This window comes from Maricaulis sp. B-26 (assembly GCF_056857855.1).
Window position 1 is genome coordinate 61,651 of record NZ_JBSXNX010000024.1, and the last position, 23,194, is coordinate 84,844.

The 23,194-nt window shown below is 65.0% G+C and carries 19 protein-coding genes; 7 read left to right on the forward strand and 12 right to left on the reverse strand.

What is annotated here, in order from left to right:
* Window positions 1–21: 21 nt before the first annotated feature.
* The 10 genes from flhA to AC13HB_RS10965 form a co-directional block, all read right to left on the reverse strand.
* A complete protein-coding gene (flhA, locus tag AC13HB_RS10920) occupies window positions 22–2,154 on the reverse strand; it encodes a flagellar biosynthesis protein FlhA (RefSeq protein WP_482949786.1) in 2,133 nt (710 codons plus the stop codon).
* 11 nt (window positions 2,155–2,165) lie between these two features.
* On the reverse strand, window positions 2,166–3,536 hold the full coding sequence (gene flbD / locus AC13HB_RS10925; RefSeq protein ID WP_482949787.1) for a sigma-54-dependent transcriptional regulator FlbD: 1,371 nt from the start codon (window positions 3,534–3,536) through the stop codon (window positions 2,166–2,168).
* A gap of 27 nt (window positions 3,537–3,563) precedes the next feature.
* Window positions 3,564–3,836, reverse strand: a complete 273-nt coding sequence (fliN, locus tag AC13HB_RS10930) for a flagellar motor switch protein FliN (protein ID WP_482949878.1) — start codon at window positions 3,834–3,836, stop codon at window positions 3,564–3,566.
* Window positions 3,837–3,934: 98 nt separating this feature from the next.
* A complete protein-coding gene (locus tag AC13HB_RS10935; protein WP_482949788.1) occupies window positions 3,935–4,585 on the reverse strand; it encodes a FliH/SctL family protein in 651 nt (216 codons plus the stop codon).
* 13 nt (window positions 4,586–4,598) lie between these two features.
* Window positions 4,599–5,621: a flagellar motor switch protein FliG gene (gene fliG / locus AC13HB_RS10940; protein WP_482949789.1), complete on the reverse strand. Its 1,023-nt coding sequence runs from the start codon at window positions 5,619–5,621 to the stop codon at window positions 4,599–4,601.
* Window positions 5,622–5,629: 8 nt separating this feature from the next.
* Window positions 5,630–7,276: a flagellar basal-body MS-ring/collar protein FliF gene (gene fliF / locus AC13HB_RS10945; RefSeq protein ID WP_482949790.1), complete on the reverse strand. Its 1,647-nt coding sequence runs from the start codon at window positions 7,274–7,276 to the stop codon at window positions 5,630–5,632.
* Window positions 7,277–7,486: 210 nt separating this feature from the next.
* Window positions 7,487–7,756, reverse strand: a complete 270-nt coding sequence (gene sciP / locus AC13HB_RS10950) for a CtrA inhibitor SciP (protein ID WP_482949791.1) — start codon at window positions 7,754–7,756, stop codon at window positions 7,487–7,489.
* Between the two features lie 206 nt (window positions 7,757–7,962).
* Complete coding sequence (locus tag AC13HB_RS10955; protein ID WP_482949792.1) at window positions 7,963–9,348, reverse strand: flagellar hook-basal body complex protein; 1,386 nt, start codon at window positions 9,346–9,348, stop codon at window positions 7,963–7,965.
* A gap of 97 nt (window positions 9,349–9,445) precedes the next feature.
* Window positions 9,446–10,123, reverse strand: coding sequence for a flagellar hook assembly protein FlgD (locus AC13HB_RS10960; protein WP_482949793.1), 678 nt, complete (start codon window positions 10,121–10,123; stop codon window positions 9,446–9,448).
* Between the two features lie 12 nt (window positions 10,124–10,135).
* The gene (locus AC13HB_RS10965) at window positions 10,136–12,124 is read right to left on the reverse strand and encodes a flagellar hook-length control protein FliK (RefSeq protein WP_482949794.1); all 1,989 of its coding nucleotides are present in this window, start codon (window positions 12,122–12,124) and stop codon (window positions 10,136–10,138) included.
* A gap of 538 nt (window positions 12,125–12,662) precedes the next feature.
* Between AC13HB_RS10965 and flgK the strand changes: the two genes are divergently transcribed.
* From flgK to mnmA, 3 genes are read left to right on the forward strand one after another with little or no spacing between them, the layout of a single operon-like run.
* On the forward strand, window positions 12,663–14,804 hold the full coding sequence (gene flgK, locus AC13HB_RS10970; protein ID WP_482949795.1) for a flagellar hook-associated protein FlgK: 2,142 nt from the start codon (window positions 12,663–12,665) through the stop codon (window positions 14,802–14,804).
* 13 nt (window positions 14,805–14,817) lie between these two features.
* Window positions 14,818–15,732 (forward strand): flagellin, encoded by a 915-nt coding sequence (locus AC13HB_RS10975; protein ID WP_482949796.1) that lies wholly within the window; start codon window positions 14,818–14,820, stop codon window positions 15,730–15,732.
* 56 nt (window positions 15,733–15,788) lie between these two features.
* Window positions 15,789–17,006 carry a tRNA 2-thiouridine(34) synthase MnmA gene (gene mnmA, locus AC13HB_RS10980; protein WP_482949797.1) on the forward strand — a complete coding sequence of 406 codons (1,218 nt, stop codon included), beginning with the start codon at window positions 15,789–15,791 and terminating at the stop codon, window positions 17,004–17,006.
* Window positions 17,007–17,009: 3 nt separating this feature from the next.
* Here the strand turns inward: mnmA and AC13HB_RS10985 are convergent, their stop codons facing one another.
* Window positions 17,010–17,348, reverse strand: coding sequence for a CPBP family glutamic-type intramembrane protease (locus AC13HB_RS10985; protein WP_482949798.1), 339 nt, complete (start codon window positions 17,346–17,348; stop codon window positions 17,010–17,012).
* 209 nt (window positions 17,349–17,557) lie between these two features.
* On the opposite strand from AC13HB_RS10985, the gene AC13HB_RS10990 reads away from it, so the two are divergent.
* Window positions 17,558–18,748: a thiolase family protein gene (locus AC13HB_RS10990; protein ID WP_482949799.1), complete on the forward strand. Its 1,191-nt coding sequence runs from the start codon at window positions 17,558–17,560 to the stop codon at window positions 18,746–18,748.
* 79 nt (window positions 18,749–18,827) lie between these two features.
* On the opposite strand, the gene AC13HB_RS10995 is transcribed toward AC13HB_RS10990, so the two are convergent.
* Window positions 18,828–19,307 carry an Lrp/AsnC family transcriptional regulator gene (locus AC13HB_RS10995; RefSeq protein WP_482949800.1) on the reverse strand — a complete coding sequence of 160 codons (480 nt, stop codon included), beginning with the start codon at window positions 19,305–19,307 and terminating at the stop codon, window positions 18,828–18,830.
* A 182-nt stretch (window positions 19,308–19,489) separates the two neighbouring features.
* On the opposite strand from AC13HB_RS10995, the gene AC13HB_RS11000 reads away from it, so the two are divergent.
* From AC13HB_RS11000 to AC13HB_RS11010, 3 genes are read left to right on the forward strand one after another with little or no spacing between them, the layout of a single operon-like run.
* Window positions 19,490–20,719, forward strand: coding sequence for a thiamine pyrophosphate-dependent enzyme (locus AC13HB_RS11000; protein ID WP_482949801.1), 1,230 nt, complete (start codon window positions 19,490–19,492; stop codon window positions 20,717–20,719).
* A gap of 2 nt (window positions 20,720–20,721) precedes the next feature.
* Complete coding sequence (locus AC13HB_RS11005) at window positions 20,722–21,735, forward strand: alpha-ketoacid dehydrogenase subunit beta (RefSeq protein ID WP_482949802.1); 1,014 nt, start codon at window positions 20,722–20,724, stop codon at window positions 21,733–21,735.
* 2 nt (window positions 21,736–21,737) lie between these two features.
* On the forward strand, window positions 21,738–23,027 hold the full coding sequence (locus tag AC13HB_RS11010; protein WP_482949803.1) for a dihydrolipoamide acetyltransferase family protein: 1,290 nt from the start codon (window positions 21,738–21,740) through the stop codon (window positions 23,025–23,027).
* The last annotated feature ends 167 nt before the right edge of the window (window positions 23,028–23,194 follow it).

A 23,194-nucleotide genomic window follows, 5' to 3' on the forward strand; every position in this document is an offset into this window, starting at 1 on the left:
TCACTTGCGGGGTCAAAGGGTTCAGCCGACATGGCCCAGTGTTTTCAGACGTGCACTCGGGTGAATCTCGTTCTGCGACATCACCACGGTCTGCGGGCGGAAACGCTCCACCAGCGAGCGCACATACGGACGAATCAGCGGGCTCGTCAGCAGTACAGGAACATGACCCTGTGCTGATGCGGTTTCAAAAGAGTTTCTGATAGCTTCCACAAATTCGTGCAGCTTGGTCGGGGCTAGGGCGAGTTGTTTGCGCTCGCCTTCGCCGATCAGCGCTTCCATGAAAGCCTGCTCCCATTGCGGGCCCATCGCCAGGACCGGCAGATTGCCGTCGTGGGCACGGTTGGCGAAGCAGATCTGGCGCGCCAGACGGCTGCGGACATGTTCGACGATGGCGTCGAGATGCGTGGTCGTGGCGCTGGCCTCGGCGATGCCCTCCAGAATGGTCGGCAGGTCGCGGATCGAGATGCGCTCCTTGATGAGCGATTGCAGGATGCGCTGGATGCCGGCCCGGCTGATCTGCGCCGGCGCGATATCGTCGACCAGTTTCTTGTGTTCCTTGGAGAGGTTATCGAACAGCTTCTCGACCTCGGCATAGGAGAGCAGGTCGGCCATGTTCTCGCGCAGGAGCTCGGTGAGGTGCGTGACCAGAACGGCGGCCGGTTCGACGATGGTATAGCCGCGGAAGGTGGCTTCCTCGCGCAGGCCTTCCTCGATCCAGGTCGCGGGCAGGCCGAAGGTCGGCTCCTTGACGTGATCGCCGGGCATGTCGATCTGGGCGCCGACGGGATCCATGACCAGCAGCTTGTGAAGCTGCAGCTCGCCGCGGCCCGCTTCGAGTTCCTTGATGCGGATGGCGTATTCCTGATTGCCCAGAGCCATGTTGTCGATGATGCGCACGGCCGGCGTGATGAAGCCCATCTCCTCGGCGAGCGAGCGGCGCAGTGCGCGGATCTGGTCGGTCAGCTTGCGGCCGTCGACATCGTTGATCAGCGGCAGCAGGCCGTAGCCGAGCTCGATCTTCAGCTCGTCCATGGCGAGGCTGTCCTCGATCGGCGCGTCTTCCGGCGAGGTCTCGCCGGCTTCCTCGGCGACCTTTTCCGCCGCGGCCTCGGCTTCCGCCTGGGCTTTTCGCTCGACGATATCCCGGTTCATCCAGGCCAGCGATCCGGCACCCGCCGCCATCAGGGCGAAGGGGATGAAGGGCATGCCCGGCAGGATGCCGACCATGAAGGCCACGCCGGCGACCAGGCCCAGACCCTGCGGGTTGGCGGTCAGCTGGCCGAACACGGCCTTGTCGGCTTCCCCGTCGACGCCCGCCTTGGAGACGAGCAGGCCGGCGGCCACGGAGATGATCAGGGCGGGGATCTGGGAGACCAGGCCGTCGCCGATAGTCAGGGTGGAATAGGCACTGGCGGCGTCCGGGAAGGTCATGCCGGACTGGACCACGCCGATGATGATACCGCCGATCAGGTTGATGCCGGTGATCATGAGGCCGGCCATGGCGTCGCCGCGGACGAATTTCGAGGCACCGTCCATGGCGCCGAAGAAATTGCTTTCGCCTTCCAGTTCCGCGCGGCGCTTGCGGGCCTCGTCCTCGGTGATCAGGCCGGCTGACAGATCGGCATCGATCGCCATCTGCTTGCCGGGCATGGCGTCCAGGGTGAAGCGCGCCGCGACTTCCGCGATACGGCCGGAACCCTTGGTGATGACCACGAAGTTCACGATCACCAGGATGGAGAAGACGATGACACCGATGACCACATTGCCCTGCATGACGAAGGCGCCGAAGGCCTCGATGACCTCGCCGGCTGCGTCCGTGCCTTCGTGACCTCGCGAGAGGATGAGGCGGGTGGAGGCGATGTTCAGGCCCAGCCTGAGCAGGGTGGTGATCAGCAGTACGGCCGGGAAGGCCGAAAATTCCAGCGGCTTCTTGATGAAGAGGGCCGTCATCAGCACCAGAACCGCGATCGAGATCGAGATGGCCAGCGACATGTCCAGCAGCATCCGCGGCATGGGCAGAAGCAGCATCACGAGGATGCCGAGAATGCCGACAGCCAGCGCCACGTCCCCCTTGAGGACGCGGTTCAGGAAGGCGCGGGCATCAAATCCACTCGCCCGGGAGGCGGAGGTTTCGGAGGCTGCGGTGTCGGCCACTATCTATCCAATCAGGCTACGGAAACGCCGGATGCAGGCTGGTTCGGCGCAGGGATGTCGGCGCCCTGCTCCGAATAGAGCTTGAGCTTGTTGCGCAGGGTGCGGATGGAGATGCCGAGAATGTTCGCGGCATGCGTCCTGTTGCCCAGGCAATGGTCGAGCGTGTTCAGGATCAGGTCCTGCTCCACCTCGGCCACGGTGCGGCCGATCATGTCGGTCTGGACCGACTGGGCGGCGTCCGCAGCCTGGCGGGCGATATTATTGCCCGAACCCGTGAAGGCGGACCCGTCCGGCATGCGGATGGCGTCGGGCGTGATCTCGCGGCCGGATGCCAGCAGCACGGCACGGTGCATGGCGTTTTCCAGTTCGCGGACATTGCCCGTCCACTCGCGCGCCAGCAGCTGCGTCTTGGCGGCGTCAGAGATCGGCCGCTCGTCGATCGCATTGGCGGCGGAATACTTGCGCGTGAAGTGTTCGGCCAGGGCGAGAATATCGGCCGGACGCTCGCGCAGCGGCGGCAGGGCCAGGTTCACGACATTCAGGCGGAAGAGAAGGTCTTCGCGGAAATGGCCTTCGGCGACAGCCTTGCGCAGATCGCGGTTGGAAGTTGCGAGGATGCGGATATTGACCTTGACCGGCTTGGTGCCGCCGACGCGGTCGATCTCGCGTTCCTGGATGGCACGCAGCAGTTTGGCCTGCAGACGGACGTCCATCTCGGAGATTTCGTCCAGCAGCAGCGTACCGCCATCGGCCTCTTCGAATTTACCCACGCGGCGGGCGATAGCGCCGGTGAAGGCGCCTTTCTCGTGACCGAAGAGTTCGCTTTCCAGGAGGTTTTCCGGGATCGCGGCGCAGTTGACGGAGACGAAGGGAGCCGCAGCGCGCTTGGACTTGGAGTGGACGTAGCGCGCCATCACTTCCTTACCGGCACCGCTTTCGCCGGTGATCAGGACGGAGGCATCCGAACCGGCGATGCGGTCGGCGAGATGGATGACGGCCTGCATGGACGGGTCGCGGGCGATCATCGGGCGCTCGTCGTCGGCCACGGCTTCCAGCACCGCAGCGATCAGATCGGCATCCGGCGGCAGCGGGATGAATTCCTTGGCGCCGGCACGGATCGCGGCCGCGGCCATTTCCGGACGGACATTGACGCCGCAGGCGACGACCGGAACCGTGATGCGCTCGGCTTCGTTCGCCTCGATCAGCGATTGCACGTCGAGCGACAGGTCGACCATGAGCAGGTCGGCACCGCGGCCGGCCCGCAAATGGGCCGTGGCCTGCTCGATCGTGTCGACCTGGGATACTTTCGCGCCCCGGTCGAGGGCGATCTTGGTGGCGGTGTGCAATTGTCCGCCGAGGCTTCCGACTATCAGAATACGCATGGTGAGCTCCGTCCTCTCCACGGCCCGTTAGGCCGAGTCCCCGTCCTTGATGATTTCCGTCATGGTTACGCCCAGACGATCTTCCACGACGACGACTTCGCCGCGGGCCACCAGCCGGTTGTTCACATAGATGTCGATGGCTTCGCCGATCTTGCGGTCCAGCTCGACGACCGAGCCGGAAGTGAGTTTGAGCAGCGAATTCACGTCGATATGGGCCTTGCCGAGCACGGCGGAGATGTTGACGGGAACCTCGAAGACCGGCGCCAGGTCGGCCGCCGCCTTCTCTTCCTCTTCCATCATCGCCTCATTGCCATGCTGCTCGGTTTCCACCGGCAGCTGGGAGCCGTCGTCCAGCTCGGGCAGGTCGAAATTGTTCTCGTCAGCCATTCAGGCCTCCTTTACGCGGCCGACACGCCGGCGGATGTGCCGGGTGCGGTGTCGGTGCTGTCATCTTCGTCGGGCGTGGCTTCCAGCCAGCGCGCCACCACGTCGTTGAGACGGGCATCGATTTCGTCGGCGCTGCGCTGGATCGCGCCGCTCCCCCATTCCAGGCGGACATCGGCGCCTGCCATCCCGTCTTCGCCGCGCACCCGGATGGCGCCTTCGAAACCGGCATCGCGCGCAGTCGTTTCCAGGCGCTCGGCGAGCATTTCCACCAGGTCCGGCGCGCAGCGCACCGAAAGACGCGGTTCCGAGCGCAGGTCCTGGACCGCTTCGCGGGCCACTTCCTCGATGGTTTCGAGGGGGTAGGCTTCGAGTGCCTTGCCCGCGATCTTGCGCGCGGCGGCGATGGCGAGGCCGGCCGCCTCCTGACGCAGCGCGTCTGATTCGTGGGCGAGACGGGCGAGGATGAGCTGCATCTGGGAGGCGATGGCCTGCAGCGACTGCGCGCAGCGGCCTTCTTCCATCTCGCGGCCTTCCTCGACGCCCCACATGCGGGCGGCATCGACGTCCTCCTGCGTGAAGAAGCGCTTGTAGCTCTCCCCCTCGCGCAGGATCTGGCCGTTTTCGTCGAACTCTGTGTCGAAATCGAATTTGATCGGATTCATGTTCGGCCAGCCCCTAGTAGATGAGTTCGTCGTCGGCGCCGCCATCGGCGAGCATGATTTCGCCCTTGGCCGCGAGATCCTTGGCCATGGAGACGATGCTTTGCTGCGCCTGGTCGACATCCTTGAGGCGGACCGGGCCCATCGCCGCCATGTCTTCGCGCATGATCTTGGCGGCGCGTTCGGACATGTTGGAGAAGAAGAGATCGCGCAGGCTGTCGGACGCGCCTTTCATGGCCAGCGCCATCTGTTCCTTGTCGATCGCCCGCATCAGCGTCTGGATACCACCCGGGTCCAGCTTCGAGAGGTCTTCGAAGACGAACATCAGCGAGCGGATCTTCTCGGCGCTCTCGCGATTGCGCTCTTCCAGCGCCGCGAGGAAGCGGTTCTCGGTCTGGCGGTCGAAATTGTTGAAGATCGAGGCCATCATCTCGTGGCTGTCATGCTTGGAGGTGCGCGCCAGGTTCGACATGAATTCGGTGCGCAGCGTTTCCTCGATACGGTCGAGGATTTCGCGCTGCACCGGCTCCATGCGGAGCATGCGGGTGACGACTTCCAGGGCGAAGTCTTCCGGCAGCGCTGCGAGCACGCGGCTCGCATGCTCCGACTTCACCTTGGACAGAACAACGGCCACGGTCTGGGGGTATTCGTTCTTGAGATAATTGGCGAGGACGACCTCGTTCACATTGCCCAGCTTGTCCCACATGGTGCGCCCGGCCGGACCGCGCAGCTCTTCCATGATGGACTCGACCTTCTCGCCGGGCAGGAAGGAGTTGAGCAGGCGCTGGGTGGCCTCGAAGGAGCCCATCAGCGAACCGGTGGAGGACATTTGTCCGACGAAATCCACGATCAGTCGCTCGACGGCAGTCGAGGAGACCGAGCCGAGATTCGACATGGCCTGCGAAACCTCGCGGATTTCCTCTTCGTCGAGGTGTTCCCACAGGCCGTGTTCTTCCTCGCCCAGAGCCAGCAGCATGACCGCGGCCTTTTCCGGGCCGGTCAGCTTGTTCGGGTCATCGATGGTCTTGCGTTCGGCCATGCTCGTACTTACGCCTCATGCAGCCAGGTACGGAGGATGGAAATGGATTCCTCCGGGTGGGATTCGACGATGTTGGCGACTTTCTTGACGGAGGAGGCCTTCACCTGTCCGTCGATGCGTTCGATGTCGATCTTGTCGTTCAGACCGCCGCCGCCAGCACCGGCGGGCAGGGCTGCCGGGCTTTCCGCCGCGGGCAGGGCTGCGGGTGCGGGCGCTGTCTCGATCTGCGGAGCCGCGCCGGCGCCGGCGAGCGCCAGACCGCTCGGCATGGCTACGCCGCTTGCGCCTTTGACCAGCGGGCGAGCCACCAGGAAGATGATCAGCAGGGCGGTGACGAAGAGGACGAAGATTTCGGCGGCGCGCATGATGTCCGACTTGGTGAAGCTCATCCCGCTCGCAGCCGGCGTACCCAGCAGCGGATCGGTCCGGGCAAACTCCATCTGGCGAACCGTCAGCGCGTCCTGGCGCACGCCCGGCTCGTCGACATAGCCCATGGCAGAACGGACGAGGGCCTCGATCTGCTCGATCTGGGCCTGCGGACGCTCGCGCCAGACCGTGCTGCCGTCCTCTTGCACTTCGACGATGCCGTCGACCGCGACGGCCACGGAGAGGCGCTCGATCGAACCGGCCTCGATGACTTCCGTCCGGGTCGTGCTGGACAGTTCGTAGTTGACGGTCTCGTTGGAGGTCTCGCGGGTGGAGACGCTGGCCGGCTGGGAAGGGTCCTCCGCTTCGCCACCGGGAAGGTTCTCGGATGCCGAGACGCGGTTGGCATTGCCGTCACGGTCGCTGGAGATTTCCTCGGACCGGTCGCGGGAGAGCAGAACGGAGCCGTCCGGGTCGAAGGTTTCGGAACTCTGCGTGACGCTGCGGCGGTTCAGCTCGGCGGTCACCTGGACGCGGGCGGCGCCCGGTCCGACGACGCCTTCGACGATGTCGAGAATGTTCTGGCGCAGCTGGCCTTCGATCTCGGCGCGGCGCTCGTCCATGAAGGCGCCGGTCGCGCTTTCGCCTTCCATGGCGGAAGCCAGCTGGCGTCCGCGATCGTCGGCGAGGGAGATATTGGTGGTTTCCAGTCCGGCGCCGCTGGCCACGATATTGCGGATGACGCGGACCTGTTCGCTGTTCAGGCGCGAGGTCGAGGAGATCGTCACGGCCGCGGTCGAGGGCTGCTGTTCGCGCGCAAAGATGCGGCGCTCGGGCAGGTTCAGGTGCACACGGGCGGAATTGACGAAGGAGAGCGACTGGATGGTGCGTGCCAGCTCGCCTTCCAGGGCGCGCTTGGCATTGATGTTCTGGACGAAGCTGGTCTGGCCGAAATTGTCCTGGCGGTCGAAAATCTCGTAGCCGACCGAAGCGCCGGAGAGCGGGCCGCCGGATGCGACGCGTATGCGGGCTTCGTCGACCTGGTTGCCGTCGACATAGATGGCGGTGCCGCCTTCGCGGATCTCGTAATTGATATTGGCCTGGTCCAGCAATTGCGCGGTGGAGGCCGCTTCCGTCTGCTCGAGACCGGAATAGAGCAACGCCTGGCTGCCGCCACCGATCGCACCGGAGAAATAGACGAGCGCGGCCGCAACGCCCACGGCGAGACCGAAAATGGCGGTCAGGCGACCAGCCCCGAAAGCTCTGAACTGTTCGATTAACGCGTTCACGAGATATCCTGCCCTCTGGATCCGCGCTTCATCAGCGAAGCACTGGGCAGAATTTTCCTACCGGTCTCGTAAACGAGGCTTTAACGATGATGCATACGTCATGAGCCTGCCCCGGAAACCGTGGCAGGCTCATGAAATCGCTCGACATTATTTGTGCGAACGACGGCCGTGGTGGCGGGCCGTCGTCCGATTGACGCCAGTCGGGAAGACTTAGCGGTACTGTTGAAGGCGCGTTGTTCGCAATCCGGCGAGGCCATGCTTGTCGATCGAGCGCTGCCAGCCGAGGAATTCCTCCACGGTCAGGGAATAGCGCGAGCAGGCCTCTTCCAGCGAGAGCAAGCCACCCCGCACTGCGGCGACGACTTCCGCCTTGCGCCGAACGACCCAGCGCTGGGTGCTCGGATTGGGCAGGTCAGCCAGAGTGAGAGGGCTACCATCCGGTCCAATGACATAATTTTCTTTTTTAAGGCGCGGCTGCATGTCCGGTCCCCGTGTTTATCGTTTGTAGGGTCAACCTACACGCCGCCCTTTAACATCCACCTAAACCGCTGGGTAAATTTGGATTTAAGGACTGCGCAGAAATCCGAGACAAATTGTAGGGCCCGCGTTAGCCATGCGGTCACACATAAAAAGAGGGCCCCGTCATGAACTGACGGGACCCTCAGACAGGATGCTGCGTGGGTGAATTAGCGCTTCATCCGGATTGCTTCATCCAGCATCTCGTCGGCGGTCGTGATGATCTTCGACGAGGCCGAATAGGCCCGCTGGGTGGTGATCAGGCTGGTGAACTCGTTCGCCAGATCGACATTGGAACTTTCCAGCGTGGAGGCGGCGATGGAGCCGGCGGTGCCCAGGCCCGGTGCGTTCAGCGTGTAGGCGCCGGATTCCGGGGTCACCGTATAGGTGCCGCCCGACTGGGCTTCCAGGCCGTCCGGATTGGCGAAGGTCGCCACCGGGATCTGGTAGATCTTGCGCACGATGCCGTTGGTGAACTTGGCGAAGACGAAGCCGTCATCGTCGACATCGACGCTGGCGAAGTTGCCGAAGGCCGAACCGTTCACATTGGTCGAGAGCAGGGCGGACGGGCTGTCATACTGCGTGAAGCCGCCCGGCGAGTTCGGGTCGCCGAATTCCAGCGAGATCGACTGCGCGTCGATACCGGTGGCCGAAGCCCACTGGAACTGGTTGGCACCGAGGGCGCCGGTGTTCGTCGAGGACAGGAAGTCCAGCTGCGTCGGCAGGGTCGTGTTCGCGGTGTCGAGCCGGCCCTGCGCATCGAAGGCGATCGTGCCCGTCAGCAGCTGTCCGTCGACCAGGCCGGCACCGGTGGAGACGTCGGACGCCGGGACCATGTGCACTTCGGCATGCCACTGGTTCGGCGTCGAGCTTTTCAGCAGCGAGATGGTCAGGGTGCGAACGCCGCCCTGGCTGTCATAGAAAGGAACGGAGCGCTGGAAGTCCGGCGTCACATTGCCCGAAGCCATGTTGGTGCCCGACACCGTCGGGTCGTAGGTGGCTTCGTCAGCGGAGACGGACTGGCCGGCCTGGAGGTTCGCATTGATGCCCATGATCGTCGTGGCTTCCGCCGCGCCGCCGATGGAGGCCAGGTTGATGGTCTCCAGCGTGTTGAGGTCGGACGGGTTCTGGACCACGGAACCGTCGGAGGCGACCGGCCAGCCGGCGAGATACTTGCCGGCGTCATTGCGCAGATAGCCCAGGCTGTCGGCGGCGAAGCGGCCGGCACGGGTGAAGGCGACCGGGTCGGATGCGGTCGCATTGGCATCGTCGCGGACGACGAAGAAACCACGGCCTGAGATGGCGAGATCGGTCGGCGAGGAGCCGGCGGTCAGCAGGCCCGTCTCGCTGATGGCGAGGCGCGAGCGCGAGTGCACGCCGGCAGCCGAATAGCCCTTGGTCGAACTGTCGCTGTCGTAAAGCGGCGTGAAGATGGCCTCGGCGCGCTTGTAGCCCACCGTGTTCACGTTCGCGATATTGTCCGAGATCGACGCGAGCGCGTTGGAGTTGGAAATCAGGCCGGATGCGCCGGCCAACAGCGCTGAATTGATGCTCATTGTATGCTCCTGGCTTTTTTCTGTTTTCGGAGCGTTCTGCTGGTTCAGTGTGCCTGATGGCCTTTCTGGCCATCGGGTCAGGCGGGCGGCCTGGGGATTAGACGGCTGGCGCTGCCTCGGGCTCGTTGGCCCGCAGCGACAGGATGGATGAAAGCGGGGCCCGGATCGGACCCATCTCGACGATGACTTCCGCACCGGACAGATCGACACCGGTCACCTCGGCAGTGGCCCGGATATCGGCGAAGACCGGTTCGCCTTCCTCGTCGAGCGCGGTCACTTCGAGCGAGTAGACGCCGTCATCGAGCTGGGCGCCGACACTGTCCGTGCCGTCCCAGTCGAAGGTGTGGGAGCCGGTCGTGGTATCGCCGGTGGCGCGCGCCACGACGCGTCCGTCCGCATCGAGAATGGACAGTTCCACGCTCTCCGCATCGTTCGGAAGGATATAGTCCCAGCTCGCCTTGCCGTTGCTGAGCGGGGCCTGGGTTGTCTCTGCGGTCGCAAGGCGGCCGATATAGCCGACCGACGAGCCCTGGGCGGCCGCCGACTGGATCAGCAGCAGGCTTTCCAGGTTCTGGTTCTGCGCGATCTGCTGTTCCACGCTGGAGAAATCGACCAGCTGGTTCACGAACTGGGTCGAATCCAGCGGCTCGAGCGGATCCTGGTTCTTCATCTGCTCGGTGAGCAAGGTGAGGAACATCTCGAAATTGTCCGCGAGACTGGTCCGCGAACCGGTCAGGGCTGGGCTTGATGCGCCGATACTGCTGACTTCTGTCATGAGCCGTGTCTCCTATACCCGTACATCGACGCCTTCGCGCCGGGACAGTTGAAATCCGTAGGCGGTCGCCGGGACCGCCGGCAGTTCTTCGTCGGCTTCAAGGCCGTAGCCATGCCCCTGGGCGAAGACCGGCAGGCTCTCGCCCGCTTCATGTTCGCCGGACTGGCCCGGCTGGTCGCCGCCCTCGCTGAGCTGGAAGGAAAGGCCTTCCTCGGAGAGGTCGATACCGGCCTCCTGGAGGGCGCGTTCCAGCTCGCGCGAACCGCGCTGCAATTCCATCAGCGTGTCGCTGCGCTCGACCGAGAGCACGGCGTGGACACGATTGTCGGCACGCATCTCCAGGCGCACATCGACGCGGCCGAGCTCGGCGGGATCGAGGCGGATATCGAAGACGCGATTGCCGTTATTGAAGTGACGCGTGATCTGGCCGGCCAGGTGCGAGGCGCTCTGCGGCGTGAAGCGCGGCAGGTTGGCCCCCGTGCGGTCGCCGCCCACCGTTCGCACTTCGGTGCGGGTGAGTGAGAGGTCGAGATCGCCCTGCAGGGACGGGTCGCTTTGCCCGTCCAGCATGACCTGCTGGCCGGGAGCCAGATCGAGCCCGAGCGCCGGACCGGCGGGCAGGGGCTGACCGGCCGGTGCCGGAAGCACGGTCTCGCGGGACGCGGACGCCGTGGCAGTGGTCAGATCGGTGCCGGACGGCGCGACGCTCGCCGGCTTGAACTCGCCCGCAGCGCTGCGGGCGGCATCGGCCGCGGACGCAGCGTTCGCAAAGGTCTTGCCGGACTTGGTCTGCAGAATGGCGCGATCGCGCGGGGCGTCTGCCCGCTCTGCATTGAGTGCGGTGGCAGCTGCAGCGGCGTCGGATCCGGTCGCGGACTTCACCGCATCCGAGACGGCCTGACCGTGGGCTGCGGCTTTGCCGGCCGGCGGTGTCGCAGGCGTGGCCGGGGATTGCGGCTCGGTTGCCGTTGCGCCCGGTGTCTGGGCGTTCGCCGGTGGAGTATTGGCAGCCGGCGTGGTGGGCGTCGCGGGCCGGGCGCCAGTCTGGCCGCCTTCGGCGCCGGTTGCGCCGGGCTGTGCCGCCTGACCGGTCGCGCCTTCGGCACGTGCAGTTCCGGCGGCCTTGTCAGAGGCCGTCGCAGGGGGCTTGCCGGAGGCCGGGGTATCCACGATGCCGTCGTCCGTCAGGGGCTGGACAGTCGTGTTGGCGGGAGCGGCCGTCTCCGGGGAGGGCGATGCCGTCGCGGCAGGTGTCCCCGTCGTCGTCCCGCTAGCCGGCACGGATTGCGGTGCGTTGCCAGCGGCCGGTCCCGTGGCCGGAGCGGCTTTCACGCCTGCGCCGTTCGTCGCGCCGGACTTGCCGGCTGAAACGGGTTTGCCGTCGGCTACCGTGCTGGCAGCCCGCACGGCGGCCTGACTATTGGCTGCCGAGGTCTCGATACCATTGGCGGCTGCTTCGAAGGCGCGGGTATTGGCATGGGTGGCGGGACCTGTGCGCGGTGCGGAAGCCGTCCCGGTCTCTTCGCTGCCCTCGGTCGCTGTCCCGGCGGAGAGCGTGGTTCCGGCGGGGGTCGCATCGCCGGAATTGGTGGATTGCGCCACGCCAGTCTCGTCGCCGGATGCAGCGCCGCCCGTGATCGTCTGAGCGCCGTTGTCCGGTTGCGTCGAGGCCTGGGCCGGATCTTCGGAAGTGCCGCCGGGCGTGGTGCCCGAGGTGGTGTCGGTCGCCGGGGCAGCCGGGCTGGCAGCTTCGGCATCGCGCGGCGTCGGCGCCGGTGTTTCGGACTTCACCGCATCGCTGACGACCTTGGCGGCCGAGGCGGTTTCGGCGCCGCTCGTATCGCGGCGGCTGTCCTCGACCAGGCTGTCGAACTGCGATGGCGAGTCGCGGCGCGCCTCGCGGCGGCCATCGATGGCGTCGTGTGCGGCTTGCTTGACGGCCTGGCCGGACGCCGGGGCGGCGCCGGGAAACAGGTTTGCGCTGGGCAGGCTGTTGGGCATCGGTCGATCTACTCGTCGGTCTGGACACATTTGTCGTGTCGGTTCGTCCTGCTCGTCCGCAAGCCCCGTGCCAGTTCGAATGATGCATAAGTAGCTGAAAAATAATGTTAAAAACTGAGTAAGGAATTCGCCCTGCACATCTGGCCGGACAATTCTTCCGGGCATGGGGCCAATGCTGCCGGGTGAGGTCTGGCGGGCGACGAGCGAGGCCCTGCTCGGTCTGCCCGCGTATCGCCCCGGTCCTCTTGGACCGCGCGTACGTACCTGCGCCCGCGCGCGAGCGGCGGGTTCAAGGCCCGGGGCGTGGACCGTGAAACTGGCCCACCCCTTGCGACGTATGGATCAGGAAAATTGGCGCGATGGCGCGTCAGTAACCTTGTAGATGCGAAGAAACGCAAATGGACGCAACGGGTTATCAATCGAAGACGGCTTCGGCCCATCGGGGCGGCGTTAACGCTGCACCCGGCAAGCCTTGCCGCCTCACCGGCAAAAACCGCCGGAAAATGCCCGTGCTTCCCGCGATCGCAAGGAGTGGAACATGTCGCTGAGTGCCATTCTCGGGAATTCCCTGTCCGGTATCCAGGCCAGCCAGGCTGCCTTGCGGGCGACGTCGAACAATGTCGCGAACGTCAATACGCCGGGCTATTCCCGCACCATCGCCAATCTGGCCTCGCGCGCTGCCGGCGGTACCGCGATGGGCGTCGAGGTCACGGGTATCACCCAGGTCGTCGACCGCCATCTGCAGGCGGCGTCGCTGCGCTCCATCAGCCAGGCCTCCGTCGCAGCCGCGTCCGCAGCTGCGCTCGACCGGCTGCAATCGCAATTTGGCTCGCTCGACGATGCGGGCTCGCTCTTTTCTCGCCTGAACAACGCCTTCTCCAGCCTGTCGCAAGCCAGCGTCGATCCGACCCTGTCGGTGGCGCGCCTGTCGTCGGCCGCGGATCTGGCCTCCTTCTTCAACGAAGCCGAGCGCCTCTCCACATCCATCCGGGCCCAGCGCCAGGAATCCGATGCCAAGATCAATGCGACGCTCGAGCGCGCCAACCTGATCATCAACGAGCTCTACGAGCTGAACGCCAATGTGCAGAGCCTGTCGAGCTCCGGCGGCGATACGTCGGGGGCGGCGAACCGCCAGTCCGAACTGCTCGACGAGCTGTCGCAATATATGGACGTCCGCGCCGACTATCAGGGCGATGGCCGTGTGGTGGTGCGGACCACGGACGGCGTCCTCCTGCTCGACAATTATCCGGCCAGGCTGACCTATAATGCGGCCGGGTCGGGCGCCTATGGTCTCGCCTATGGCGACATCATGATCGAGAATCCGAACGGCGGTGCGGCGCAGCGCCTGGACGGCCATCTGGTCGGCGGCGAGCTGCGCGCCTTGATCGATCTGCGCGACCAGGTGCTCCCGGACGTCGCCGAGGAACTGGCCGAGCTGACCTCCGGCGCGGCGGACGCGATCAATGCCGCCCACAACAATGCCAGCTCCTATCCCGCTCCGCAGGTCCTGGCGGGCCGCAATACGGGACTGGAAGCGACGGACGCCCATAATTTCACGGGTGCGACGACCCTGGCCATCACCGATAGCGGCGGACAGCTGGTCAGCCGGATCGATATCGATTTCGACGCCGGCACGCTCTCGGTCGACGGCGGTGCGGCCGCTGCGATCGGCACCACGGTCGGATCCCTGACCGCGGCCATCAACACCGCCATGGGTGGTCTGGGAACGGCCAGCTTCACCAACGGGCAGCTCACCCTGTCGGCCAATGCGGCCAATCACGGCATCGCCACGCTGCAGGACGAGACCAGTCCGAGCGATCGCGGCGGCCGCGGGTTCGCGCACTTCTTCGGCCTGAACGACCTCATCCGCTCCGACCGCCCCGCCTTCTTCGAGACAGGCTTCACCGGTACGGAGCTGCACGGTTTCGCAGGCGGATCGGAGCTGTCCTTCCGGATCGCGACCGATGACGGCGCGACCATCAAGGACGTGAATATTCCGATGGTGGCCGGTCAGACCTTCAACGACGTGGTAACCGCGCTGAATGATCCCAATAGCGGCCTCGGCCGTTACGTCACCTTCTCGCTCGACGGCAATGGCCAGCTCGTCCAGACCACCAATCCGGGATATGAAGGCTTCGAGGTCGACCTGATCGGCGACAATACCACGCGCGGTACGTCCGGCATGGCTTTCTCCAATATTTTCGGCGTCGGCCTGGAAGCGCGCGCCGGACGTTCGGAAATGTTCGAGGTGGACCCGAATATCCGAGCCGACTCCAGCCTCCTGGCGCTCGGCCAGCTCGATATCTCGGCCACAACTGTGGCCGGCGATATCGTCCTTGCCTCCGGCGATAACCGGGGCGGCAATGCGCTGCAGGAATCCCTGTTCAAGCCGCGAACCTTCAATGCGGCGGGTTCGCTCTCGCCGACCAATTCCAGCCTGCAGGATTTCGCGGCCCGCGTGGCCGGGACGATCGGTTCGCGCGCGGCGCGTGCGGACAGCGAGGCCCAGTCGGCCGCAGCCCTGCAGCAGACTGCCCAGCAGAAACGGCTCGATGTCGAGGGCGTGAACCTCGACGAGGAGCTGGCGAACATGACGCTCTTCCAGCAGTCCTACAATGCCTCGGCCCGCATGCTTCAGGCGGCCAAGGAAATGACCGACACCCTGTTGAGCGTGATCTGAGGAGGCGATTGAGATGACCCGTATTTCCACCCACGCCGCCAACCAGTCCGCGCTCATGGACCTGATGAAGGCCCAGCGCACCCTGTTTGAAGCCCAGCAGCAGCTGACCACCGGCAAGAAGGCCAGCGACCTCAAGGGCGTCGGCTACCAGGCCGAAACCCTGTCCGCTGCGCGTTCCGCGCTCGACCGGGCCAAGTCCTACGAGGAAGCCGCCGTGCGGACCGCTTCCCGCCTCGACGCTCAGGATGCCGCCCTGGAAGAGATGGCGGCCTCGATCAGCGATCTCCGTCTTGCGGTGACCTCCAAGGATGGCGACTACACCATGCTGGAAGTGCGCGAAGCCTTCCGCACGATCTCGAACTCGCTGAATACCCAGCACGCCGGAACCTATGTCTTCGGCGGTACGCGCAGCGATACGCCGCCCGTTGCGATTAGCGATGTCGACGATCTCATTCCCCTGACCAATGCGAGCGACGCTTTCCAGAACAATGACCGCCGCCCCCAGGTTCAGCTCGACCAGAACATCACGATGGACGTCGGCATGCTGGCCAGCGATGTCGGCACGGAAGTCTTCGATGCCTTCAAGCGCATCGCCGAGTTCAATGCCGGACCGGACGGTCCCTTCGTCTCGCCCATGACGCCGCAGCAGGAAGCCTATCTCAACGGCGAGATCCAGAACGTGATTGGCGCGCTGGACAATCTCTACGTCAAGGTCGGCGAGAACGGTTCCAAGCAGAACGAGGTCGAGAACATCAAGAATTCCCATGGCGACCGCCAGGACTTCCTGACCCAGATGATCTCCGACTATGAGGATGTCGACATGGCCGAGGCGGCTACCCGCTTCCAGCAGGCCCAGACCGCGCTGGAAGTCTCCGCCAAGACCTTTTCCTCGCTCTCGAGTGTTTCGCTTCTGCCCTATCTGAGGTAAGAGCGCGCCATCGATAACCGTTTGCTCCGGGCCTTGACCCCGTTGGAGGCGAATACATGACGACGCTTGCGACCGGCGACGCGATGAAGCGCGCCGACGAACTGCTTTCCCGATTCAATCTGGCGGACGACCCGCTTGGCCTGGGTGGAAACCCGGCCGATCACCGCGTGGTGGTGGCCATGTCCGGCGGAGTGGACAGCTCCGTGACGGCGGCGCTCCTGCACCGCGCCGGCTATGACGTGGTCGGCGTGACGCTGCAGCTCTACGACCATGGAGCGGCGATCCAGAAGAAGGGCGCCTGCTGCGCCGGCCAGGACATCTACGACGCCAAGCGCGTCGCCGAGGAATGCGGCTTCCCGCACTATGTTCTCGACTATGAAAGCCGGTTCCGCGAAGCGGTGATCGAGGAATTCGCCGATACCTATCTCGCCGGATACACGCCCATTCCCTGTGTGCGCTGCAATCAGACCGTCAAATTCGCCGATCTTCTGACCACGGCGAAGCAGCTTGGCGCCGTCTGCATGGCGACGGGGCATTACATCCAGCGCGTAGCCGGTCCGAACGGGCCGGAACTGCGCCGGGCCGCCGATCCGGGCAAGGACCAGTCCTATTTCCTGTTCGCCACGACACAGGAACAGCTCGATTTCCTGCGCTTCCCGCTGGGCCATCTCAACAAGGACCAGACGCGCGAGCTGGCCGAGGCCTTCGGCCTGATCGTGGCGGACAAGCCGGACAGCCAGGACATCTGTTTCGTGCCCCAGGGCCGCTATGTCGACATCGTCGAGAAGATCCGTCCCGGCGCCTCGCGTCCGGGTGAGATCGTGCATGTCGACGGGCGCGTGCTCGGAACGCATGAAGGCGTGATCCGCTATACGGTCGGCCAGCGCCGCGGTCTCGGTATCGCGGCGGGCGATCCGCTCTATGTCGTCCGGCTTGACGCGGAAAAGGCCCAGGTCGTCGTCGGTCCGCGCGAAGCGCTCGCCGTGGAGGCGATTTCCCTCAAGGAGATCAACTGGCTGGGCGATGACGCGATGGAAGACGGTGCGCCCGTGCGCGTGAAGGTCCGCTCCACCCGCCCGCCGGTTCCGGCGGCGCTGTCGGTCGAGGACGACACGGTCGGCGTGGTGCTGGCCGAGGGCGAGGAAGGCGTCGCGCCGGGTCAGGCTTGCGTCTTCTACTCCCCCGACGACGAGGACCGCGTCCTCGGCGGCGGCTGGATCGCGTCGACGCGCGGGGCCGATGCGCCGGCGAGCGGGGTCAGGCTGATCGGGTAGGGCTCACCCGCCCGCTACAGCCTTCCACCCCACCACCACGGTCCAGTGGATGAAGACCGGCGGCCAGAGCGAGCCGGACCAGCGATAGGCCAGGGTGCAGGCGAGGCCCAGCAGGGCGACGATGGCGAGGAAGCCCGGTTCGGCGAAGACGGGCTGCGCCATGGGCAGGCCGAGCCAGAGCTGGAGCGGGTGCCAGAGGATAAATAGCGCGAGGGCGCCGGTCGCGCGCAGCCATCCCCTCCGGCCGGCCAAGCCGACCCGGAAGACCAGCTCCTCGCCGAGCGACGGGATCACGATTGCGATGATTGCAGTCGCGAAAAGCCGGCGCCAATCGCTGCTCACAGAAAAGTTGATAGCTGATTCAGTTTTGCCGATAATGCCTGCAGCGATGACCAAAAGTGCAAGCAAGGCAAGAGTTTGCATCCAATTGCGCAAGGTCGGCAACTGCTTTGCGGCAGATGTTGCATCTGCGAAAAAACTTGACGCTGGGGCCCATGTTTTGATCATGCGCGCCAAACTACGCCACAGACCGATCCCAGAGGAGACATGAAATGAGCGCTACGGACGATCCCGTCGTCATCGTCGGCATGGCCCGCACCCCGATGGGTGGCCTGCTGGGCGAACTCGCCCCGATGTCGGCCAACGAACTCGGCGCCATTGCCGTCACGGCGGCCATGGAAGAAGCCGGCATCGCCGGCGACGATGTCGACCAGATCCTGATGGGCAATGTGCTCATGGCCGGCCAGGGCCAGGCCCCGGGCCGTCAGGCCGCGATCAAGGCCGGCCTGCCCAAGTCGGTCGAGGCCACCACGCTGAACAAGATGTGCGGCTCCGGCATGCAGGCGGCCATCATGGGCCGCGCGGCGATCATGGCCGGCGATGCCGACATCATCATCGCGGGCGGCATGGAAAGCATGACCAATGCGCCGCACATGATGCCGAGCCATCGTGCCGGCTTCAAATACGGCCATGACGTGATCAAGGACCACATGGCCCAGGACGGTCTCGAGGACGCCTACGAGAAGAAGCCGATGGGTGTCTATGCCGACATGATCGCGGAAGAGCACCAGTTCACCCGCGAGCAGCAGGACGCCTACGCCCTGGAAACCCTGGCCCGCTCCCAGCGTGCCACCAAGGACGGCGACTTCAAGCGCGAGATCACGCCGGTCACGATCAAGACCCGCAAGGGCGAGGTTGTCGTCGACACGGACGAGCTGCCGCGCAAGGCTATGCCGGAGAAAATCCCGTCCCTGCGTCCTGCCTTCGGCAAGGACGGTACGGTGACGGCGGCGAACGCCTCGGCCATCTCGGACGGTGCGGCGGCGCTGATCATGATGCGCCAGTCGGAAGCCGAGCGCCGCGGTCTCAAGCCGATCGCCCGCATCGTCTCCACGGCGGCTCACGCACACGAGCCGGCCTATTTCACCACCGCGCCGGTTCCCGCCATGCGCAAGGCCGTCGAGCGCGCCGGCTGGAAGATCGAGGATGTCGATCTCTGGGAGATCAACGAAGCCTTCGCCGTGGTGCCGATGATCGCGATGAAGGAGCTGGGCATTTCCCACGACATCATCAACGTCAATGGCGGCGCCTGTGCCCTGGGTCACCCGATCGGCGCCTCCGGTGCCCGCATCATGGTTACTCTGCTGGCGGCGCTTGAAAAAGCCGGCAAGACCAAGGGCGTCGCCTCGCTCTGCATCGGCGGCGGCGAAGCCACGGCGGTTGCGGTCGAGCGGATCTCGTAAGCGAGGCTCCACGCTGAATACAAGAAAGGGCGCGGCCGGTGTGGCTGCGCCCTTTTTCTTTTGCGCCTTGGTGCCTGCCCTACCCGTCGATATGGCCCAGCGGGAGGCCGCGGCCTTCCTTGACGTTGCGGATCTGCACGGAGGTGCGGAAATCGCCGACCACGTCAAGCGGGATCATCTTTTCGGACATGAACTCGTTATAGGCGTCGATGTCCGGGGTGACGACCTTCAGGAGATAGTCGTAGGGGCCCGTCATGGTGCAGGCCTCTGTGATTTCCTGGAATTTCTGGATCGCCGATTCGAACTTCTCGTAATTTGCCTTGCGGGCCGGCTGGATCTTCACTTCCAGATAGGCGGTGAACATCAGGCCGAGCGCGCGACGATCCAGCTGGACCGAGCGGCGCTTGATGATACCTTCCGTCTCCAGGCGGCGTATCCGGCGCCAGCAGGGGGAGGGCGTGAGCCCGACGATTTCCGCAATATCGGCCACCGACCGGCCGGCATCCTCCTGCAGAGCCTCAAGGATGCGCACGTCGATCGTGTCTAGTGTAGCTGTCATTATTGCCTCAAATCATGGATTTTAGCGAAAATAATCCAAGGTTTGATGTTTGCGAACCCCAAAATGGCACCGCATTCCAATGGTGGACAAGACAAGCTCTTCCGCGCTAGACGCCCTCGCGCACCCGGCTCCGGCCGGATCGCGTTTCAGGCACGTATCGCCGATGTTTTCAGCGAGAGCTCATGGCACACTCTGAACCCCGCTTTCATGTCCCGGCACCGCACGTCCGGCCCGGCGACACGCCCGACTTTTCCCATCTGGACATTCCGCCGGCCGGCGAGGCCAAGCGCCCCGATCCGACCGTGGCCGGCGCCGAGACCCGCGATCTGGCCACCGGCCTGATCCGCGTCCTCGATCACAATCACCAGGCCGTCGGCGAGTGGGACCCCAAGATCGATGCGGAGACGCTGCGCGAGGGTCTGCGCCACATGGTGCTCACCCGCGTCTATGACGACCGCATGCTGAAGCTGCAGCGCCAGGGCAAGATGAGCTTCTACATGAAGTCGACGGGCGAGGAGGCGGTTGCCGTCGCCGGCGCCATGGGCCTGGACAAGGGCGACATGCTCTTCCCGTCCTACCGCCAGCAGGGCATGCTGTTCGCGCGCGGCCGGGACATCGTCGACATGATGTGCCACTGCATCTCCAACAGCCGCGACAATCTGAAGGGCCGCCAGCTGCCGGTGCACTACACCTGGGCGGAGGGCAATTTCTTCTCGATCTCGGGCAATCTGACGACCCAGTTCCCGCAGGCCGTGGGCTATGCGATGGGCTGCCGCTACAAGGGCGAGAGCCAGATCGCGGCGAGTTGGATCGGCGAAGGCTCCACCGCCGAGGGCGATTTCCACGGCGCGCTGGTCCTGGCCTCGACCTACAAGGCGCCGGTCATCCTCAATGTGGTCAACAATCAGTGGGCCATCTCGACCTTCCAGGGCATTGCAGGCGGCGAAGCGGAGACCTTCGCGCTGAAGGGCCTCGGCTACGGCCTGGCCTCGCTGCGGGTCGACGGCAACGACTTCCTCGCCGTGTATGCGGCCATGCAGTGGGCCGCCGAGCGCGCCCGCGCCGGCCATGGCGCCACGGTGATCGAGTACTACACCTATCGCGCCGATGCGCACTCCACCTCGGACGACCCGTCCGGCTACCGTCCCAAGGGCGAGGCCGAGATCTGGCCGCTGGGCGATCCCGTCGAGCGCCTCAAGCAGCACCTGATCGGCATGGGCGAATGGGATGACGAGCGTCATGCCGCCCTCGAGAAGGAACTCAACGAGATGGTCATCGCCTCCTACAAGGAAGCCGAGACGTACGGCACGCTGCACGACGGCCCGCTCTCGCCGGTCAGCTCGATCTTCGAGGATGTCTATGCCGAGCCGGACTGGCGCCTGCGGCGCCAGCGCCAGGATCTGGGGGTTTAATCATGGCCAAGATGAACATGATCCAGGCCCTCAACTCGGCCATGGACAACATGATGGAGAAAGACCCGGACGTGCTCGCCTTCGGCGAGGATGCGGGCTATTTCGGCGGCGTCTTCCGCGTCACCGCCAATCTCCAGAAGAAATACGGTCTCGACCGCTGTTTCGATGCGCCGATCAACGAGGCGGCCATCGCCGCCATGTCGATCGGTATGGCAGCCAAGGGCCTCAAGCCCGTCGCCGAGATCCAGTTCGCCGACTACATCTTCCCGGCGATCGACCAGATCGTCTCGGAAATGTCGCGCATCCGTTATCGCTCGGCCGGCCAGTTCACCATGCCGATCACGATCCGCACGCCCTGCGGCGGCGGCATTCGCGGCGGCCAGACGCACTCGATGAGCCCGGAAGCCTTCTTCACCCAGGTGCCGGGCGTCCAGGTCGTGATGCCGTCCAATCCCTACGACGCGAAGGGCCTGCTGATCGCCGCGATCGAAAGCCCGGACCCGGTCATCTTTTTCGAGCCCAAGCGCCTCTATAACGGTCCGTTCGACGGCCATTCCGGCGGCGCGCTCTCCTCCTGGGGTCAGCATCCCAAGGGCGAGGTGCCGGAGGATCATTACAGCCTGCCGATCGGCAAGGCGGAAGTCGTCCGCGAAGGCTCGGCGGTGACCATCGTCACCTATGGAACGCTGGTTCTCGTCGCCCAGGCGGCGGCCGAAAAGGCGGGCGTGGACGCCGAGATCATCGACCTGAAGACGCTGGTGCCCTACGACATCGAGACGATCTCCCGCTCGGTCAACAAGACCGGCCGCTGCATCGTCGCCCAGGAAGCGCCGCGGACCTCCGGTTTCGGCGCCGAGCTGGCGGCCCAGATCCAGGAAGAATGCTTCTTCGCTCTGGAAGCGCCGATCAAGCGGGTGACCGGTTGGGATACGCCCTATCCCCACGCCCATGAATGGTCCTATTTCCCGGGACCGGAGCGTTTCATCAACGCCATGAACGACGTTCTGGAGGCCTGACCATGAGCGAATACCGCTACAAGATGCCCGATGTCGGCGAGGGTATTGTCGAAGCCGAGATCGTCGAATGGCACGTCAAGGAAGGCGATACGGTCACCGAAGACCAGCACGTCCTCGACGTGATGACCGACAAGGCGACGGTGGAAATTCCCTGCGCCGTGAACGGCACCGTGACCAAGCTGGTCGGCGCGCCGGGCGATGTCATCGCGGTGGGCACCGAGATCATGTTCATCGCCACCGACGGCGCCGTGCCGGCGGAAGACGAGGGCGGCAAGGACGACGAGAAAGCCGCCAAGGCAGACAAGGCCGAGGCTGAAAAGCCGGAAGAGCCCGCCGGGGAACCGGCCAGGCCGTCCGCTCCGGCTCCGGCTGCCGAGGCTCCTTCCGTCGCGGCGCGCCCTGCGGGCGAGCGGGCTCTTGCCAGCCCGGCCGTGCGCAAGCGCGCGCTGGAAGCCGATATCGATCTCGCTGCCGTGCCCGGGACCGGTCCCGCCGGACGGATCACGCATGAAGACCTGGACGATTTCATCCGCTCCGGCGGCCGCCTCGCGGCCAGGGCCGGCAGTTCGGGCAGCACCGTGCGGGTGCCGCGCACGGGCGTGACCGAGGAGAAGGTGATCGGCCTGCGCCGCCGCATCTCCGAGAACATGTCCCATGCCCAGCGCACCATTCCGGACATCGCCTATGTCGAGGAGATCGACGTCACGGCGCTGGAAGAACTGCGCGGCCATCTCAACGCCACGAAGTCGGACGATCAGGCCAAGCTGACCTTCATCCCCTTCCTTGTCATGGCGCTCACGAAGGCCCTGCCGGACGTGCCCCAGGCCAATGCCCATTTCGACGGCGAGGGCATGGTGCTGACCAAGTATGACGCCGTGCATTGCGGCGTTGCGGCGGCGACGCCGAACGGCCTCATGGTGCCGGTCATCAAGCACGCGGAGAGCCTCGATATCTGGCAGATCGCCGGCGAGCTGAAGCGGCTGGCGGGCGCGGCGAAGGACGGCAAGGCTTCCAAGGACGAACTCACCGGTTCGACCATCACCATCACCTCGCTGGGCGCCATTGGCGGTCTCGTCACCACGCCGATCCTCAATGCGCCGGAAACGGCCATTATCGGCGTCAACAAGATGCAGACCCTGCCGCGCTACAATGCGGAAGGTCAGGTCGTGCCGCGCAAGGTGATGAACCTCTCCAGCTGCTTCGACCACCGCATCGTCGACGGCTACGACGCCGCCATGCTGATCCAGAAGGTCAAGGCCTATCTGGAGAACCCGGCGACGCTGTTTATGTAAAGACGGCGGCGAGAGATCGGGGCGGCTGTCTATGCAGACCCGTCCATTGATCTCTTGCCAGCCAGTTCGCCGTATGGGGTTCGAGCGGTCCTTTCCCGGCATGATATCTATGGTGCGGCGTGCGCGGGCGCTGAACCCGTGCGGCGACATCCCGGCAAGAAATGAAT